Below are 17,968 nucleotides of genomic sequence, written 5' to 3'. Positions count from 1 at the left end.
AGGATGATATATGAATAAAGTTCCAATTCAAATTATGGACTTAACAACCCTTAAAGCGGTTGTATTTGAACTTAAAAAAGATATAGTTCCAAGTCGATTTGAAAAGGCGCAACAAATTGATTCAAATACTGTTCAATTAGGATTTAGGACACTAGAAAGTCTTAAATGGCTAGAAATTAGCTGGATGGCAGATTCACCAAGAATTGTAGAAATCCACCCCCCAAAAAAACATGGGGAAAATAGCACTTTAGCGAAGCAGCTAAAACATTTACTTACCAATTTAGCTTTGGTAGAAATAGAACAAACTGGCTTTGAAAGAGTAATAAAATTCAAATTTTCTAGCAGACCCGGCAAAGAAATTGAAAAAGAATTAATAGTCGAATTAATGGGTAGATATAGCAATATTTTACTTCTAGATAAAGCTAGAAAAGTAATTACTCTTGGGAAACAAGTAAAAGAGAGCCAATCAAGATTAAGGCCAATAGGTACGGGAGATATCTATACATCTCCTCCACCACTTAAAGGTTTAGTTCCTGATTTCTCTGAGTCATTCAATTCATGGAAAAACAATATATGCCTAGTTCCATCAACTTTTAAAAATAGTATAAAAAACACTTATCAAGGGATTAGTCCAACATTAACATTACAAATTGCGGGTAAAACTTATAATGAAGCAATGAGTATCATAAATCAACCGGTAACAAATATTCAATTAAAGATATGGGAAAAAATATATAAAAGATGGAGAGAATGGCTGCTAGATATAGAGAACAATAATTATACTATTAGTTTCCAAGGACCAACAGATTTTGTTGTTTGGGGTAACCTAAAACCAGAAGTTAAATGTAAAAATATAGGTCTTATACTTAGCACATACTATTCAAATAAGATTTTAGAAAAAAAGCTAACTTCTATTTGGAAAAAATTAGAACAAGATCTCAAAAATTCAAAAAATGATGAAATTAGAAAACTAAGAATTCAAGAATTACTAATTAAAAATATTTCTGAATATATAAATATGCAAAAGAAGGCTCAGAAGCTTCTTTCTCTAAAATCTCCTACAAAGAAGCAAATAATCGAAGCACAGAATTTATTCAAAGAAGCTAAAAGGAAAAAAAGATCTAGGGAATCAATTCTGAATAGAATTAAATTTCATAAGAAAAGAATATCAGATATTGAATACTGTGAATTATTTCTTGAAGAATTAACATATAAGGAAGGTGATAATAATAATAATAAGTTGGATTCAATTATTGAGCTTAAAGAAGAGGTAGAGGAATATATATGCATCAAAAAAGTTAATTCAAAATTTAAATCAAACAAGAGAAAAGAACACTCATCAAATATAAAAGAGATACAAAGTCCTAGCGGTCTAAAAATCCAAATAGGAAGTAACAACAGGCAAAACGAATTTATTAGTTTAAAAAAAAGGAGAAAAGGAGACCTCTGGTTTCATGCGCAGGAAATTCCAGGCAGTCATGTTGTACTTAAATCATCCAATGGAATTTTTGATGACAAAGACGTTCAATTAGCTGCTGATCTAGCTTCTTTTTTTAGCCGAGCACGTGGTAGCAAGCTTGTACCTATAATTATGGTTCCAATTGAGAATCTTCAAAGGATATCAGGCTCCTTACCTGGAACTGTTAGCCACAGAGGTGGAAAGGTCCTTTGGGGAAAAGCTGAAAGAGCTGAGAAATATTTCCACCAGAAGTGAACTTCAATGACTTACTATCAGCTGCATTAGACCAGTTTAAAAATGATTGACTTTTTGCTTGGTACTCATGAGTTTCTTGGAAATCACACTTTCCCAGAATTTTTAATTGGATACTTATTCGGAGCAGCTTTAATCATTGGTGCTCCAACAGTTTTTCTTTTGTTGGCATTTACGAGCGCCTTAATGAAAACCAATGGAAAAATGGGAGGTTACAAAGAATATGCAAATTATGGAGAATCTTCTCTTAATGATTGTCCTCCTTTCATTTTGCCTGATCCAACAAAAAACAACTAAAATAAAAAATCTAAATAATTAAGATTGACTAAGTTTATCTATTCAATTTCTACTTAATCTTTGCATTACAAAAGAAGGATACTTAATAAATTCAATTTTCTACTAATATGAAACTATTAATTTAAATTAAACTGGCTAGTCCCAACCAAAAAGAAAATATTTTTCAAGCCCCGCCTCCAATAAAGATAGGAGCCAAGGCCAATTCAAATGAGGTATCTCAGACACTTGAGATGCCTTTAGTTGATCATTTAGAAGAGCTTCGTCAAAGGGTCCTTAAAAGTCTCATTGCTATTCTTCTGTCTTCAGGTTTTTGCCTTCTATTCGTAAGAAAGCTTGTACAAACTTTGGAGATTCCTGCAGGGAAAATACACTTTTTGCAAGTAGCACCCGGTGAATTTTTATTTATTTCAATAAAAGTTGCTGGATACGGTGGCCTAACTATTTCTCTTCCTTTCATTCTTTACCAATTTTTAAAGTTCATTCTTCCTGGTTTAACTAAAAAAGAAAAACTACTTATTGCTCCCTCTGTTGCAGGTTCAGCAATTTTGTTTTTTTTAGGGATTTTCTTTGCATGGAAAGCTTTGATACCAGCAGCGCTAGGATTTCTTATAAGTTATGGTGCAGATGTAGTTGAGCCACTTTGGTCAATAGAAAAATATTTAGATTTTGTACTTCTACTCATGCTTTCAACAGGATTGGCATTTCAATTGCCAATCCTTCAATTAATTTTAGGGTTTTTTGAATTAATTTCATGGCAAAAAATGCTATCTGCCTGGAGAGTGGTGATAATCACCTCTGCAATTGCAGGAGCAATAATAACTCCTTCTACTGATCCCATAACAATGCTTCTTTTATCAACATCGATAACTTTTTTGTTTTTTATCGGAGTTGGTTTAGTGGTCTTAACAACTAATCTCAAAGAACAAATTCTTCCATCCTTTGATCAATAGGCAAAATTAAAGTTATTGCCCTTCCAAGTCTTGGCTTTGCCTGAACATTTTCCAACCAATTCCTTACTAAACCCGATTGGCCTGCACGGTTAATAATTTCTAAGGTGCGATTCAAATTTTCTCTAAAGGTCTCTTCATCCAAAGGGAAAGATTGTTGTTCTAAAAATCCCCACATCATTTGTAAATATATTCTGTCTCTTTTGATTAACAATTTCAAATCATATGTGACGCCCCATCGCCTTCTTAAGCACCCCACTACTTCGTCTACTTCCAATGGAATTCGAGAAGAAAAATTACCAGAATTAAACTCATTAGATTTAAAACTCATGTCAAAAGCCAGTCTTGGCAGAGATTAATAACCTTTAGGTGTCCATTCTGGTCTAGTATCATAATCCAGGTGAACATCTGTAATGACACAAATGAATGCTGCAGATGTGCCCTCAATGGGCAGAAGGCAGTTCATGAACTTGCTTACCTTTGGCACCGTTACGGGAGTTGCCTTGGGGGCTTTATATCCTGTAGCTCAATACTTCACTCCCTATAGAGCTGGTGGAGGTGGAGGTGGCACAAATGCTAAAGATGAGCTTGGTAATCCAGTTAAGGCAAGTGTTTGGCTATCTTCTCATCCAGTTGGAGATAGAAGTTTGGTCCAAGGGCTTAAAGGAGATCCTACCTATCTAATAGTTGAAGGTGAGGATGCAATAACTAGTTATGGAATTAATGCCATTTGTACTCACCTTGGATGTGTAGTTCCATGGAATAGCGGTGCCAATAAATACATGTGTCCATGTCATGGAAGTCAATACGACTCAACAGGAAAAGTTGTTCGAGGTCCTGCTCCCTTATCATTAGCAATTGCTCATGTATCAGTTGAAGACGATCAGGTTCTAGTGAGTCAGTGGACAGAAACTGATTTCCGAACTGGTACTGACCCTTGGTGGGGTTGATTAATAAATGAACAAAAAAAACCTCCATACCAAAATAGAAATCATGAGACGATCATTAAAGCTTTTCCTTTGTGCAGTTGTTGTTGGATTTTCAATATTTCTAGTTCCTCAACCAAGTTGGGCATACCCATTTTGGGCGCAACAAAAATTCGAAAACCCTAGAGAGGCAACCGGCAAAATTGTATGTGCTAATTGTCACGTAGCAAGCATGCCAACACGAGCTGAAGTACCTCAGTCAGTCGCAGCTGATAGTGTTTTCAAAACAGTTGTAGAAATACCTTATAAAAAGGATCTACAAGAAATCGGAGCCGACGGAAGCAAAGTCCCTCTTCAAGTTGGAGCGGTAGTTATGCTTCCAGATGGATTTAAGCTTGCTCCTCAAGAAAGATGGACTGATGAAATAAAAGAGGAGACACAAGGTGTTTACTTCACTCAATACAGCGAAGAACAAGAAAATATTATTTTAGTAGGCCCTTTACCTGGAGATCAAAATAGAGAGATTGTTTTCCCTGTACTTTCACCTGATCCTGCTAAAGACAAAAATATTCACTTTGGAAAATATTCAATTCATGTAGGAGGGAATAGAGGGAGAGGTCAAGTTTACCCAACTGGTGAGAAGAGCAATAATAATTTGTTTACGGCAACAAATTCAGGGACAATAACTTCAATAGAAACAAACGAAGATGGTACACAAATAATAAATCTAAATAATGAAGCAGGAGAAAATTTTGCTGAAAATATTCCTGCTGGGACTACATTATTAGTAAAAGAAGGCGACACTATTGAGTCAGGTTCAAAGTTAACTGAAGACCCAAATGTTGGAGGCTTTGGTCAACTTGACAAAGAAATAGTTTTACAGAGTAAGGCAAGAGTTATTGGAATGATAATCTTCTTTATTGGAGTTGGTTTGTCTCAAATAATGCTAGTTCTTAAAAAGAAACAAGTAGAAAAAGTTCAAGCTGCTGAAGGAATATAAATTCAATTAATTGATGGAAAATATATTAATAGCGCTTAGAGCCCCTGGGCCTGATTTGATTCAAATGGGTCCTTTTTCATTAAGATGGTACGGATTATTAATAGCTATTTCAGTTTTAATAGGAGTTAATTTATCAGGTGAATTAGCTCGCAAAAAAGGTTTAAAAAAAAGTCTAATCAATGATTTACTTCCTATTTTAGTTCTGGCATCTGTAATTGGTGCAAGAATTTATTATGTAGCATTTGAATGGAGAAATTATACTGGTATAAATTTTTGGAGTTCTATTAACTTTTTCAACTTGAATATTCCAATTCCTAGTGCAATCGAAATTTGGGGAGGAGGCATTGCGATTCACGGTGCTCTAATAATGGGAACATTATCAGTAATATTTTTTTGTCGATGGCGAAAACAATCTTTTTGGGATGTTATTGATGTTTTAGTTCCTTCAGTTGCATTAGGCCAAGCAATAGGTAGATGGGGCAATTTTTTTAACAACGAAGCTTTTGGAATACCTACAAACTTACCTTGGAAATTATTTATACCTTATGAATTCAGGCCAGAAATATTCTCCACAAATGATTATTTTCATCCTACTTTTCTTTATGAATCAGTATGGAATATTTTTGTTTTTACTATATTAATTTTCCTTTTTAATAAATCAAATAAACATGAACTAATACTGCCTTCAGGCACTTTAAGTTGTCTTTATTTAATAAGCTACAGTTTAGGTAGGTTTTGGATAGAAGCCTTAAGAATAGATCCTCTTTGCTTAGGTGGAATTCCTCCTTTTTGTCAGGGAGGGCTTCGTATAGCTCAATTGATAAGCTTATTTTTAATGTTTGCAGGTTTTTTGGGAATGTGGAGAATTTATATTTCTAAAAAAACACTTCCTGATCCTTCTTTAAGTAATGGGAGAATTCAATGAATCCTATTGCAATTGTTGGAGCAGGTCCAGGAGCTTTAGATTTAATGACAGTAAGAGCTCAACGCAGACTTAAAACAGCTGATGTTTTAGTTTGGACAGATTCTTTAATTCCTGTTCAAATAACAACTCTTGTTAAAGATGATTGTGAAAAAATACAGACAAGTTCATTAACTCTTGAAGAAATACTTCTTGTCCTAATACAAAAGCATAAGGAAGGTAAAAAAATTGTTCGTCTGCATGATGGAGATCCTTGCTTATATGGAGCGATATCAGAACAAATATGTAGATTAAATGATGAAGGAATTGAAGTAGAGATTATTCCTGGAGTAAGTGCATATCAAGCTACTGCAGCAACATTAGGCTTCGAACTAACTATTCCAGATCTAACCCAAACAATAATACTTAGCAGAGCAGATGGTAGAACAGGTAAGCCAAAAAAAGAAAACCTTCAAAAGCTTGCATCTATTCAATCTTCTTTGTGTCTTTACTTAAGTGCTAGACATGTGGAAGAAGTACAATCCATACTTATAAATTATTATCATGTAGATACACCTGTCGCGATTGCACATAGAATCACCTGGCCAGATGAGTGGGTAAAAATTGTACCTTTAAGCGAGATGGCAAAAACCTCTAAAGAAAAAAAATTAATTAGAACGACATTGTATATAATTAGTCCAACATTAAAGATCGGTAATAAAAGATCAAAGCTTTATGATCCAACACATTCTCATTTGTTTAGACCTAAATAAAGGTAAATAATTAAGAAACTTTTTTTTAAAACATTCAAAGTTAAAGATATATGATTTTTTTTGAGATAAACGACTTTACAAACCCTTTAGAATAAAATTAATAACCAAAAGGTTCTTAATTGGAACAAAGTGAAGGCATCAAAAGCGATAATGCCTATATCGCAGAAAAAAAATCTTCCTTACAAAAAGTTGGGGAGTTTCTAAGAGAAGCGCGCCAAGGCAGAAGTCTTTCATTAGATGATTTATCCTCATCACTTAGAATTGGCAAAGAACAACTGATTGCACTTGAAGAAGGAGATGAAAGATCACTTCCTGAAAAAGTTTTTATTAGAGCAATGGTTCGTCGAATAGCCGAGAAATTAAACCTAGATATTAGTTTTATCATTGAAGAACTCAATGATAAGAAAAAGAGTTTACCAAAATCCAACCAAGTAATTAATAAGAAAAATTCTAAAAAAAATAGAAGTATCAATCCATTTAGCATGGTAATTTTATCTGGTGCTTTAGGTTTATTTTCTTCAATTATGTTATTGAAATATTTTCAATCAATTCAAAATAATTATGTTAATCCCCAGCAAAGTTATATATTTTTATTCGATAAAAATATATATTCCTAAAGTATATTTATTTCAACATCTTTGATTTTCTTAATTAATAGAATTGCCTTAGTTAAGCTCCATTTCTCAAGATCTAAGTTCTGGCCTAAGTCATTAGGAATCAGCTCCAAATCAACTTTTTTATTTTTAACCTCGATAACTATTTTGGATATCAAAGGTTCTGGCCTTCTATCCAAAGAGCAAGAAAGTCGAAGAAGTAACGACATATCACTTACCAAATTCCTTTGACTTTCATCGATTAATAATTGCCAACATTCATGCCTTTTTTTTGGAAGACTTTTCCTGTGATATCTAGCGATAGCTGCTACCATTAAATGTTCAGCCTGAGAGTAACCTAAAAGCTCGCCATTTTTAATTAAATACCATGAATGCTTATGGTAGGCACTTATATTTATATGCTTTCCGCATGCATGAAGTTTAGCTGCTGCCCATAAAAGATCTCTACCTTCTCCATTATCATTGTGCAAAATTCCTCTTGTCTGATCATAAAATGTCATCGCAAATTCTGATACTCTTTTTGATCTTTTTGAATTAACGCCAAATCTTCTAGATTGATGAATAACAGTTCTTTCTCTTATTGACCCTTGAAAGCTCAATTGATCTTTTAGATAATTATTTCGACACATCCAATCAACTACTAATCCTTCTCGAAGAGCTCTTTCACTTAAAACAATTTCGTCAACATTAACCATATTCATTATGGTTTGTAAAATCAAAGCTCCTGGAACAATAATCTCAGATCTTCTTTCACTTAATGAGGATAACTGACTCCTTTGAGAAGGTGTCAGTTTTATTAACTGACTAACAATACTATCTAAATTATTTTTTGGGATTTTATATCCTTGTAATCTTGATTGAATATGATTTTCTTTGCTAGAGATTAATGCCCCAATAGCCATAGCAGTTCCACTAGTTGCAACTAAAACTGGTTCTTCTCCTACTTCAATTCTCTTAGAGACTTTGTCAATTGCAGACTCCATAGAGCCTCTGATAAATGACCTTAAAAACAATTCAGTTTGAGAGGATATTGGATCTTTTTTTATAAATTCTCTTTGCAATCTTACTGCTCCAATCTTTGTACTTGTTAATGCTCTTGCCTCAGAACTATCAGCTAGGATTAATTCAGTCGAACCTCCCCCTATATCAAGAACAAGATGAGGTTTATTCCCAAATTGCATTCCTGAAAGTACGCCTAGATAAATCAATCTGGCTTCTTCTGCTCCACTTATTAATTCAACGTCTAAGCCTATCTTCTTCTTTATTTCCGATATAAAGATTCTTCCATTAGATGCTTCTCTAACCGCACTTGTGGCAGCGACCAAGAGACCTTCTACTTTATAACTTTCAGATAAATCCTTAAACCTCTTTAATGTTGAAAAAGCCCTATTCATTGCAAGAGATGTAAGTTCCCCAGTATCAGGATCTCTTTCTCCTAGTCGTGTTGTTGATTTTTCAGCAAGTTCAATACTAAAAGTATTTAATTTAGGTTCAAGCTTTGCAATCAACAAATGGGTAGAGTTAGTACCAATATCAATTGTTGCCACACGACACAGTTTAGTATCTTGATTTTCTCCAAGATCCAATTCAATAGAATTCCTTTGAAAGGAATTATTTATTGATTCACCTAACATTCATACGTAGGTTAACCTCAATACTCTGCCACCCTCAGCCCCCTATTGAGAAGACCTTATAAATGATTATCAACTAGATTTTTAATGAATAATCTTCTTACACAAAAAATTAGATATTATTTTCAACTTCTTAGATGGAACAAACCTAGCGGAAGATTGATACTTCTCATTCCTGCTGGTTGGTCTCTTTGGTTAACTCCTACAGCACCCCCTTCTCTATTCATTTTGGGATTAATAATTTTAGGTGGATTATTTGTTAGTGGCGCGGGATGTATTGCTAATGATATTTGGGACCGAAAATTTGATAAACAAGTGACAAGAACAAAAGAAAGGCCATTAGCCAATAACAAATTATCTCTTAAGACTGCATTGATACTACTAGTTTCAATGTTATTTCTTAGTCTTTTTATAGTTCTTGCAATCCCAGCTGATAGTAGAAAATTATGCCTGCAACTTGCATCGTTATCACTACCTCTTATTCTTTTTTATCCATCAGCAAAAAGATGGTTTAAATATCCCCAACTTATTCTTTCTATTTGCTGGGGATTTTCAGTTCTAATCCCCTGGGCAGCAAGTGAATCATCTTTAGCAGGAGGAGAAACACTGCTATTTTGTTGGTTGGCAACAATATTTTGGACTTTCGGCTTTGATACTGTTTATGCAATGGCTGATGAAACTGATGACAAAGAAATTGGTCTAAACAGTAGTGCGATCAGTCTCGGGGGAAAATCGATAAAAACAGTTTCTTTTTGCTATTTTGTTACAAGCTTTTTTTTAGCCATTGCATCTTTCAGCGCAAATTTAGGATTGATCTTTTGGCCTTTTTGGTTGATATCTTCGTTAGGAATGCAAAGAGAAGTTTTCTTGTTAAGTTCCAGATCAAAAGGTATAAAGACTTCAGGGTTGCATTTCAGCAATCAAGTGCGAATTGGAAGTCTATTACTTCTTGGGATGATCTTAAGCAAGATCATTGAATAAATGCTTCACGCAAGTTCAATAAATGACTGAGCCTCTAAAAAAAGGTGATCTTTTTCACATAGTTTCCGCAAGTTCGCCAATTAGCAATAAAGAAGATCTTCACTCTGGGATAAAGGTCCTTCAAGAATGGGGATTGATTTGTAACCATGTTGAGGAAGAAGATAGATCATGGGGATACTTGGCGGGTAGTGATGAAGTTAGATTTAATGAACTACATCCAAAAAAGATTTTTCCTCTAATAGCTTTTGCGAGAGGTGGATGGGGATCGGCAAGATTATTAGAAAAAAAACAATTATGGAAAGAGGGATGGATGATTGGCTTCTCAGATTTAACCTCAATACTTCTTGCAAGGCTCGCAGCAGGTTTTCACGGAGGAATTCATGGGCCATTAATAACGACATTGGGGGCAGAACCAGACTGGAGTAAAGATAGGCTTAAATCAATTTTGTTCGGTAATTGTGTCCCGGATATTTACGGAGACCCATGGGGAGGAGGTATCTCAAAAGGACATCTAATAGTTGGCAACCTTACCGTCCTAACTCACCTAATTGGTACTGAACATCTACCAAATTTTAAAAAATCAATCCTAATCATTGAAGATATTGGAGAAGCACCCTACAGAATTGACAGGATGCTAACTCACTTGAGATTGACAGGCATTCTTAAACAATTATCTGGTTTAGGTTTTGGTTCATTTACTAGTTGTGATGATGATATTAACGTCGATAAAAAAAAGTCGTTTGAGCTTATTGATATTTTGAAAGATCGAACTCAAGATCTTAAGATCCCTATTGTTTCAAATTTACCCATCGGACATTGTCATGGAAATGCATCGCTACCACTGGGTAGTCAGGCTATTTTAAATGGCAAGGAAGGGAAACTTAGTCTTTCATAGTCGACAATAAAGACTCTGCAATCACAAGATCAAATGGTGTTGTCACTTTAATATTTGAGGGGCCTGCATCATATATTTTCACGGGTATCCCCAATCGTTCAAATAAAGAGGCGTCATCGGTGACATTCCATTCCCTAGCGATTGCGACACTGTGCGCATGCTTAAGTTTATCTACCGGGAATGCTTGAGGTGTCTGAGCAGACCATAGTCCCGCGCGCGGAGGGCTATCAATTATCTCCCCATTTTGATCCACCTTCTTTATGGTGTCTGTCACTTGTGAAGCTGCGATAACAGCCTGTCCATTAGATACAATCTCTGCAATCTCATCAAAAATCAATGGGTTTACTAAGCATCTTGCCCCATCATGAATAAGAACTGACTGGGCATCATCGGGAAGGGCAGATAATCCCAACTGTACAGACTGCTGTCTGGTTGATCCACCGTTTATCCATTCAACTGACTTAAAAGAGTTACTAAGAATAGATTTAATGGAGTTTTTGTCTTTAGGTTGTCCAACAATTCCAATCCAACTGATTGCTTTAGAAGCGAAAGCTGCTTTCAAAGTCCATTCTAAAACAGTCCTACCTGCAATATTCAGCAAAAGTTTATTTTTATCAGCTCCCATTCTTCTTCCACTTCCCGCAGCAGCAATTAATAAATGCACAACTGATTCCTCTACTTTGATTCTTCCTTTAATATATTCGAACAGTAGAAATAACTATTTTTGATACCAGAGCTTAAAGTCTTATTAAAAATTAAGTGGCTCAATAGTAAGTTAAATAAATAAAGATCAATTCAAACGATCTAAAAAGCATAAGACTATGACATTATCAAAATCACTTGAAGGACAAATTGCTCTTATAACTGGGGCTAGCAGAGGTATTGGCAAAGCAATTGCAATATCTTTAGCAAAGGAAGGTGCAGAAGTAATAATTAATTATTCTTCATCTCCAGAGAATGCAAATAAGGTTGTCTCAGAAATCAATTCTTTTGGAGGTAAGTCATATGCTGTTCAAGCCGATATCTCTAATGAAAACTCTGTAAATGAATTAATAAAAACAGTTTTAAACAAGAGCAAAAAAATAGATGTTTTGGTTAATAACGCTGGAATAACAAAAGATGGACTTCTTATGAGAATGAAAACTGAAGATTGGCAAAAGGTATTAGACCTTAATTTGAGTGGTGTTTTTTATTGCACTAGAGCGATTTCCAGGCAGATGTTGAAACAAAAAACAGGAAGGATAATCAACATAACTTCTGTAGTCGGATTAATGGGCAACCCAGGACAGGTTAATTATTCTGCAGCCAAAGCTGGCGTAATTGGTCTAACACAAACGGCTGCTAAAGAATTTGCAAGTAGAGGAATAACTGTAAATGCAGTCGCTCCTGGTTTTATCTCTACTGACATGACAAAGGATCTGAATAGCGACACAATCCTCTCGGCTATTCCGCTTGGACGATTTGGAACTCCGGAAGATGTTGCAGGAGCAGTAAGGTTTTTAGCAGCAGATCCATCTGCTGCTTACATAACTGGTCAGACAATTCAAGTAGATGGTGGAATGGTAATGAGTTAACCCTCGCTATTGCTTACTCGGCAAAAACTAAGTATAACAACGGGAGTCAGCGAAAAATGACCTCCTATAGTGACAAATTCAAAGGGAAAAATTGAAAGCGGTGAACTAGTTAACTGGTTAACTAGTTACTTAACAACTGAAACTTACAAAAAAATTAGATCTAAATTTTACATTTCTATTAGACGTTTTTTCTTTGTAGTGAAGTTGTAAGGCTTGTATTTAGACATGCCTAGGGAATAAGAGAGGACCGAAAATACCCGTCGAGCTTTCCACGAGTAGGGACCCATAGGCGCCTGAAGTAGTAAACAAATTTTGCGTAACTGTGCATAAGGCAGTGATGCAGGACAGTTCTTAAGGCAAGCGAGTCTACTGATCAAGCCAGAGCCTTATGAAAACCACATTCCGCCATTCTTAATTGCTTCTAGAAAACACTTATTTTGATTTGAAATATTCTCAATAAGCTCTTTGGACTTCTCCAACTCAACTGTCTCATCCTTGATCGGTTGAACTGTCACAGGCCATAGCCTTGAAAGCCATGATCTTGTTCTTGCTCTAGCAAATGAAACCATCGAAAAATAGTCCTGATAATTAGAAGAAACTGATTAGCTCCCTACATTTTTTATAGCTTTGAAAAAGACATTAGCTATTACATTTGTCTTGAGATTGAGATCAGAAAGAGAATGAATGCGCTTTAATTTCACTAATTACATTTTCAAGATGGGTGAATCATTACAGAAAGCTTTTTTTGGTGTCATTGCTCTGGGTGTCTCTTGTATTGCTATCGAATTAATACCTGTTTCTAGACAAGCTGCTTATTGGAATCGCTGCCTTGACAACACAGTGAAGTGGATAAATCAAAAAGGGGATTTAAAGAGATGGGATCAGAAAGCCAAAGAGTCTCTCGCAGTGGGTGTATGTAATGGAGCTGTATACGAGCCTAAGTTGAAAACTCAATAATCACGATTTCATAAAATTCCCCTTCCCCTAAAGAGTAACTCCATACAAATTGATTGGTCTTCCGTTTAGAATTTTTGCGAAATTTTTGCTAATTGATTGTTTGAATGCAGTCTCCTTAAAACCCTTTTTATGTGATATTCGTTAAAGGATGTTCTTTCAGCCATATCAAAACTTATAAGCCAATTAGCAAACTTATAAAAAAGCTCTAAAAATTTGTATTTGGTTTTGATAGTTAGTCATTCATCGGACTATTACATGAGTTGAGAAAATGTCAATTTTGAATAGGTTGACCTAATTCATCTCTCAATCTTCGAATACGTTGGAGAAGCTTTAATCTTCTGCTTCTTGCCGTGGCAGTAAGAAATATCCTCAAAGGGAAATAAATCAAAGTCATAGTCCCGGCCAACCCTGCCATGAGAATAAAAAATAAAGCTCCTGGATCATTCATAAGTTGACACTAACTACCTTCTAGAAAAATTGGGATAATTTTCAAAATTTTCATTCGGCTTTCCCCACTTATTTAGCCTCCCCTAATGTGTGTTTCTTGTGGGAGATTAAGTTTAATTCAAATTAAATATGGCCAAACTACTAAGTTTTTCAGACGAGTCTCGTGGTGCTCTAGAAAAAGGGGTAAACAATTTAGCAAATGCCCTAAAAGTCACTATTGGTCCAAAAGGTAGAAATGTAGTAATTGAAAAGAAATTTGGTGCCCCAGATATTGTTAATGATGGAGTAACTATTGCTAAGGAAATAGACCTCGATGATCCATTTGAAAATATTGGAGCAAAACTAATAGAACAAGTTGCCTCAAAAACGAAAGAGAAAGCTGGTGATGGCACTACTACAGCCACTGTTCTTGCTCAATTTATGGTTCAAGAAGGACTTAGAAATACAGCAGCTGGAGCAAGTCCTATTGAACTTAGAAGAGGAATGGAAAAGGCCGTTGCTCAAATAGTTGATGATCTAAAGAAAAAAAGCAAGTCAGTAAGTGGTGAAGCAATAAAACAAGTTGCGACAGTAAGTGCAGGTGGTGACGAAGAAATAGGTTTAATGATTGCAGATGCCATAGATAAAGTAAGTTTTGATGGGGTGATAACAGTTGAGGAATCCAAGTCTTTAGCTACTGAATTAGACATAACTGAAGGTATGGCCTTTGATAGAGGTTATAGCTCACCATATTTTGTTACTGATGAAGATCGATTAATCTGTGAATTTGAAAATCCATCAATACTAATCACTGACAAAAAGATTTCATCAATTGCCGATCTTATTCCAGTTCTTGAAACTGTTCAGAAGAACGGAACACCCTTAATAATTCTTGCTGAAGAAGTTGAAGGTGAAGCATTAGCAACATTAGTGGTCAATAAAAACCGTGGTGTTCTCCAAGTCGCTGCAGTTAGGGCTCCTTCGTTTGGAGAAAGACGAAAAGCTGCATTGGGAGATATTGCAGTACTAACTGGAGGTACATTAATTAGCGAAGACAAAGCCATGAGTCTTGAAAAAGTTCAAATATCTGATTTAGGGCAAGCAAGACGAGTGACAATTACAAAAGACAGCACCACAATTGTCGCGAATGAAAGTCAGAACGCCGAATTAGCCAATCGAATTGCCTCTATTAAAAGAGAACTCGACGAAACAGATTCTGAGTATGATCAGGAAAAGTTAAATGAAAGAATCGCTAAACTTGCCGGTGGCGTAGCAGTGATCAAAGTTGGTGCTCCTACTGAAACCGAGTTAAAAAATAGAAAGCTAAGAATTGAGGATGCTTTAAATGCAACTCGTGCAGCTATTGAAGAAGGTATTGTTGCTGGTGGTGGAACAACTCTTCTAGAACTAAGTGAAGGGCTTGAGGATTTAGCGAAAAATTTAGAAGGAGATCAAAAAACCGGTGTTGAAATTATAAAAAGAGCATTAAGCGCTCCAGCCAAACAAATAGCTATAAATGCTGGATTCAATGGTGACGTTGTTGTATCAGACATTAAGCGCTTAGGTAAAGGTTTCAATGCGCAAACTGGGGAATATGAGAATTTACTTGAAGCAGGAATATTAGATGCTTCAAAAGTTATACGACTTGCTCTTCAAGATGCTGTATCAATAGCCTCACTATTAATCACAACAGAAGTTGTAATAGCTGACAAACCAGAACCACCATCTGCTTCAGGAGGTGAAGGAGGCGATCCAATGGGTGGAATGGGTGGAATGGGTGGAATGGGTGGAATGGGTGGAATGGGTATGCCAGGAATGATGTAAAAGAAGCTAAATATAATTAGGCTTGAAAAAACAGAAAAATTCAGAATTATTAATTTAAATATTATCTAATTTCACATCAACCACTTCTTAAAATAACCATATTTTGGTTTAGGTGGCAGTGGAATTAAAGCCTTTACTTCTGGCGCCCTTTTGTAATCAATTAAGGGAATTCTAGCTATGTTTTCACTATTTTCTTTATCAACTATTTCATATGATTTGTTCACGGAAGATTCTTTTTTCTCAACTTCAGCGGACTCAGCTAATTTAATATTTTGATTTGTGATTTCTTTTTCTTGATTATCATAGTCCTCTGTAGAAATTTCTTTGGCATCCTCTAAAATCAAATCTTGTAATGGATCAATTTTTTGATTATCTTCATTTTTGAGGTTTTGATCCATCTGGTTTAAATCAAGATTTTTCAATTCTTCCAAACTTTCTACTCCAAAACGATGTGCCCATTGGGATTTCAAAAGAGTATATAATTCACTATCTTTAGCCTTAAAAGCTTCTAAAATTTGTTTTTGTAATTGATACTTTCGAGAATCCAAGGTTCTTTTTGATCACTAAATTAAGATTATCAAGCAAGTTTGCGATTTAAAAGTGGTCTAATAAGAAAAAATATTCCAACTGTAAGAATAAATAAAATTGCCAGGCAAGAAAATCCATTGACTTCTCCATATGGAGCATTAATTAAAACTGATTTCAAATCAACAGAGTTATGGTAGGCCATGCGAATTGGTTCAATCGCAAATGTCAATGGATTAATTGATGCTATCCATCCAAGCCATTCAGGCATAAATGAAATAGGAGCCAATGCTGTACTTGCGAAAAGTACGGGGAGATTGGCAATAAAAATAATTGCAATTAGTTCTATATGGCCTGGTAAAACGAATGCCAATCCAAGGCTTAGACCAGTTATTGAAAAGACTAACAATAATAATGTTATTGCTATGAGAAAAAAACCTCCCAGGCTTGGCCAACCGTAACCTAGTAAAGCTGAAGTTCCCATTATTGCAAAACTCTGCAAAAGGCTAATAGTTGTTATGTAGATCACAGAAGAAATTACTATTGAATTTCTACTACTTAATGGGGCAACTAAAAGTCGATTAAGAAAACCAAACTCTCTATCAAACATAACTGGAAGTCCAGCATTAAGAGCTCCACTAAAAGCAGTAAATACTATTAAACCTGCGCCAAGAAATTCACCATAGCTACTGTTCCCAGGCAAAAATTCTATAGGCGCTTTGGAGAATAACGCTGCAAAAAGTAAAAGCCATATCAAAGGCTGAAGAATACCTGCGAATAATGTGGAAGGTCTCCTAATTAATTGAATAAAAAGCCTCCATGTTAAAGCAGAAGTCTCTTGAACCAATTCATTTAAATTATTTACAGACTGTTTTTCCTTATGAGGTGATGAATTAGTAGTAATCATTTGTTTAATAATTAAGGAGTAAAGCAATTAATTAACGCATCGATTTTTTATTCTCAAGCTTAAAATCTCTTTTACCTGCTAATTCTAATTCTGCATCCATAAGAGTTTTACCAGTAGCCTGCAAATAAACATCATCTAAGCTGGGGCGACTATGGGAGAGAGCAAAGACTTCAAAATTTTCTTTTGAAAGATGTTCCGACAAATTTGATATAACCTCATTATTTCTCACTAAGAAATTCAAAGAATATCCTTGCTTTTTATTTACAACTACATTTGAAACCCCATTGATATTTTTTATTATTTTCCTTACAGATTCAGATTCAAATTCATCACTAAACTCTCGAACTCTAAGTGTCACCCTATCGCCACCAAGCTCTTTTTTTAAATCATCTGGTTTTCCACTAGCAATAACTTTTCCCTTATCAATAATAGCCATATCATCAGCCAATTCATCTACTTCCTCAAGATAATGACTACTTAAAAGAATTGTAGTTTTCTTATTTCTAAGTTCCTTCAATAATCCCCAAATAACTGATCTACTCTCTATGTCCAAACCAACAGTAGGTTCATCTAGAATCAACAATTCTGGTTCATGCAATAATCCTGAAGCGAGATCAAGTCTTCTTTTCATTCCTCCTGAAAAAGAACCACATCTTCTATCAATCCATTCCTGCATATCAAGTCTCTGAATCAATTCTTCAATTCTTTTTTTCTTATAATTTTTATCTAGATGGTAAAGATCACCTTGAAGCTGGAGTAACTCTCTACCTGTAAGTATTTTATCAATTGCAACCTCTTGAGCTACATAACCCAAACTTCGTCTAGTTGCTTTTTCTTCAATTAATGCATTATGTCCTGCCACCTCAACATCACCTGAATCAGGATCAAGAAGAGTACAAATAATTCTAAGCGCAGTGCTTTTACCGGCGCCGTTGGGACCCAACAATCCATATAAAGATCCTTTAGATACTTTAAGGTTGAGTCCATTTAGAGCCCTAACAGGTCCATAGGACTTGAATAAATCTTTAAGCTGGATGAAAAACATCTAAAACAAATTGCCTAAAAAGATAAAGTGATAT

General features: G+C 35.1%; 21 protein-coding genes. 13 read left to right on the top strand and 8 right to left on the bottom strand.

Features of this window, described 5'->3' with window-relative positions; all coding sequences use genetic code 11:
• Positions 1 to 10 precede the first annotated feature (10 nt).
• The 3 genes from DNJ73_RS02550 to tatC all read left to right on the top strand — a co-directional run bounded on the left by DNJ73_RS02550 (position 11) and on the right by tatC (position 2,958).
• Positions 11 to 1,714: an NFACT family protein gene (locus DNJ73_RS02550; protein WP_158466148.1), complete on the top strand. Its 1,704-nt coding sequence runs from the start codon at positions 11 to 13 to the stop codon at positions 1,712 to 1,714.
• A gap of 42 nt (positions 1,715 to 1,756) precedes the next feature.
• Complete coding sequence (locus DNJ73_RS02545) at positions 1,757 to 2,008, top strand: hypothetical protein (protein ID WP_158466147.1); 252 nt, start codon at positions 1,757 to 1,759, stop codon at positions 2,006 to 2,008.
• Between the two features lie 230 nt (positions 2,009 to 2,238).
• Positions 2,239 to 2,958, top strand: a complete 720-nt coding sequence (tatC, locus tag DNJ73_RS02540) for a twin-arginine translocase subunit TatC (RefSeq protein ID WP_158466146.1) — start codon at positions 2,239 to 2,241, stop codon at positions 2,956 to 2,958.
• Here the strand turns inward: tatC and DNJ73_RS02535 are convergent.
• Positions 2,924 to 3,286, bottom strand: a complete 363-nt coding sequence (locus DNJ73_RS02535) for a DUF3067 family protein (RefSeq protein ID WP_158466145.1) — start codon at positions 3,284 to 3,286, stop codon at positions 2,924 to 2,926. The two genes, tatC and DNJ73_RS02535, sit on opposite strands and share 35 nt — an antisense overlap.
• An 82-nt stretch (positions 3,287 to 3,368) precedes the next feature.
• Here DNJ73_RS02535 and petC point away from each other — a divergent pair, with 82 nt between their 5' ends.
• The 5 genes from petC to DNJ73_RS02510 all read left to right on the top strand — a co-directional run bounded on the left by petC (position 3,369) and on the right by DNJ73_RS02510 (position 7,172).
• Positions 3,369 to 3,905, top strand: a complete 537-nt coding sequence (petC, locus tag DNJ73_RS02530; RefSeq protein ID WP_158466144.1) for a cytochrome b6-f complex iron-sulfur subunit — start codon at positions 3,369 to 3,371, stop codon at positions 3,903 to 3,905.
• Positions 3,906 to 3,948: 43 nt separating this feature from the next.
• Positions 3,949 to 4,881: a cytochrome f gene (petA, locus tag DNJ73_RS02525; protein ID WP_187152588.1), complete on the top strand. Its 933-nt coding sequence runs from the start codon at positions 3,949 to 3,951 to the stop codon at positions 4,879 to 4,881.
• A 13-nt stretch (positions 4,882 to 4,894) separates the two neighbouring features.
• On the top strand, positions 4,895 to 5,806 hold the full coding sequence (lgt, locus tag DNJ73_RS02520; protein ID WP_158466142.1) for a prolipoprotein diacylglyceryl transferase: 912 nt from the start codon (positions 4,895 to 4,897) through the stop codon (positions 5,804 to 5,806).
• Positions 5,803 to 6,555 carry a precorrin-4 C(11)-methyltransferase gene (gene cobM, locus DNJ73_RS02515; RefSeq protein WP_158466141.1) on the top strand — a complete coding sequence of 251 codons (753 nt, stop codon included), beginning with the start codon at positions 5,803 to 5,805 and terminating at the stop codon, positions 6,553 to 6,555. The genes lgt and cobM overlap by 4 nt, the downstream gene beginning before the upstream one ends.
• Before the next feature lie 119 nt (positions 6,556 to 6,674).
• Positions 6,675 to 7,172 carry a helix-turn-helix domain-containing protein gene (locus tag DNJ73_RS02510; RefSeq protein ID WP_158466140.1) on the top strand — a complete coding sequence of 166 codons (498 nt, stop codon included), beginning with the start codon at positions 6,675 to 6,677 and terminating at the stop codon, positions 7,170 to 7,172.
• Here DNJ73_RS02510 and DNJ73_RS02505 read toward each other — a convergent pair.
• Positions 7,169 to 8,803 (bottom strand): Ppx/GppA phosphatase family protein, encoded by a 1,635-nt coding sequence (locus DNJ73_RS02505; RefSeq protein WP_158466139.1) that lies wholly within the window; start codon positions 8,801 to 8,803, stop codon positions 7,169 to 7,171. The genes DNJ73_RS02510 and DNJ73_RS02505 overlap by 4 nt on opposite strands.
• Positions 8,804 to 8,887: 84 nt before the next feature.
• Here DNJ73_RS02505 and DNJ73_RS02500 point away from each other — a divergent pair, with 84 nt between their 5' ends.
• Positions 8,888 to 9,781, top strand: coding sequence for a 4-hydroxybenzoate polyprenyltransferase (locus DNJ73_RS02500; RefSeq protein ID WP_158466138.1), 894 nt, complete (start codon positions 8,888 to 8,890; stop codon positions 9,779 to 9,781).
• Between the two features lie 22 nt (positions 9,782 to 9,803).
• Positions 9,804 to 10,676, top strand: coding sequence for an LD-carboxypeptidase (locus DNJ73_RS02495; RefSeq protein ID WP_158466137.1), 873 nt, complete (start codon positions 9,804 to 9,806; stop codon positions 10,674 to 10,676).
• Here the strand turns inward: DNJ73_RS02495 and ispD are convergent.
• Positions 10,663 to 11,340 (bottom strand): 2-C-methyl-D-erythritol 4-phosphate cytidylyltransferase, encoded by a 678-nt coding sequence (ispD, locus tag DNJ73_RS02490; RefSeq protein WP_158466136.1) that lies wholly within the window; start codon positions 11,338 to 11,340, stop codon positions 10,663 to 10,665. The genes DNJ73_RS02495 and ispD overlap by 14 nt on opposite strands.
• 157 nt (positions 11,341 to 11,497) lie before the next feature.
• On the opposite strand from ispD, the gene fabG reads away from it, so the two are divergent.
• Positions 11,498 to 12,250 (top strand): 3-oxoacyl-[acyl-carrier-protein] reductase, encoded by a 753-nt coding sequence (gene fabG / locus DNJ73_RS02485; protein WP_158466135.1) that lies wholly within the window; start codon positions 11,498 to 11,500, stop codon positions 12,248 to 12,250.
• A 386-nt stretch (positions 12,251 to 12,636) separates the two neighbouring features.
• Here fabG and DNJ73_RS02480 read toward each other — a convergent pair whose 3' ends face one another.
• Positions 12,637 to 12,819: a hypothetical protein gene (locus DNJ73_RS02480; RefSeq protein WP_158466134.1), complete on the bottom strand. Its 183-nt coding sequence runs from the start codon at positions 12,817 to 12,819 to the stop codon at positions 12,637 to 12,639.
• Between the two features lie 148 nt (positions 12,820 to 12,967).
• On the opposite strand from DNJ73_RS02480, the gene DNJ73_RS02475 reads away from it, so the two are divergent.
• Positions 12,968 to 13,207, top strand: a complete 240-nt coding sequence (locus DNJ73_RS02475) for a hypothetical protein (protein WP_158466133.1) — start codon at positions 12,968 to 12,970, stop codon at positions 13,205 to 13,207.
• Between the two features lie 271 nt (positions 13,208 to 13,478).
• On the opposite strand, the gene DNJ73_RS02470 is transcribed toward DNJ73_RS02475, so the two are convergent.
• On the bottom strand, positions 13,479 to 13,655 hold the full coding sequence (locus DNJ73_RS02470) for a hypothetical protein (protein WP_158466132.1): 177 nt from the start codon (positions 13,653 to 13,655) through the stop codon (positions 13,479 to 13,481).
• Positions 13,656 to 13,783: 128 nt separating this feature from the next.
• On the opposite strand from DNJ73_RS02470, the gene groL reads away from it, so the two are divergent.
• Positions 13,784 to 15,457 (top strand): chaperonin GroEL, encoded by a 1,674-nt coding sequence (gene groL, locus DNJ73_RS02465; RefSeq protein WP_158466131.1) that lies wholly within the window; start codon positions 13,784 to 13,786, stop codon positions 15,455 to 15,457.
• A gap of 71 nt (positions 15,458 to 15,528) precedes the next feature.
• Here the strand turns inward: groL and DNJ73_RS02460 are convergent, their stop codons facing one another.
• Genes DNJ73_RS02460 through DNJ73_RS02450 form a run of 3 tightly spaced genes read right to left on the bottom strand, consistent with a single transcriptional unit; the run spans position 15,529 to position 17,934 of the window.
• Entirely contained in the window at positions 15,529 to 16,005 is a 477-nt protein-coding gene (locus DNJ73_RS02460; protein WP_158466130.1) for a hypothetical protein, read from the bottom strand.
• A 29-nt stretch (positions 16,006 to 16,034) separates the two neighbouring features.
• The gene (locus DNJ73_RS02455; RefSeq protein WP_158466129.1) at positions 16,035 to 16,889 is read right to left on the bottom strand and encodes an ABC transporter permease; all 855 of its coding nucleotides are present in this window, start codon (positions 16,887 to 16,889) and stop codon (positions 16,035 to 16,037) included.
• 31 nt (positions 16,890 to 16,920) lie between these two features.
• Complete coding sequence (locus DNJ73_RS02450; protein WP_158466128.1) at positions 16,921 to 17,934, bottom strand: ATP-binding cassette domain-containing protein; 1,014 nt, start codon at positions 17,932 to 17,934, stop codon at positions 16,921 to 16,923.
• Positions 17,935 to 17,968: the final 34 nt, after the last annotated feature.

Source organism: Prochlorococcus marinus XMU1408, from assembly GCF_003208055.1.
Taxonomy (GTDB): Bacteria; Cyanobacteriota; Cyanobacteriia; order PCC-6307; family Cyanobiaceae; genus Prochlorococcus_B; species Prochlorococcus_B marinus_A.
This window is presented reverse-complemented; position numbering and strand designations above follow the sequence as displayed.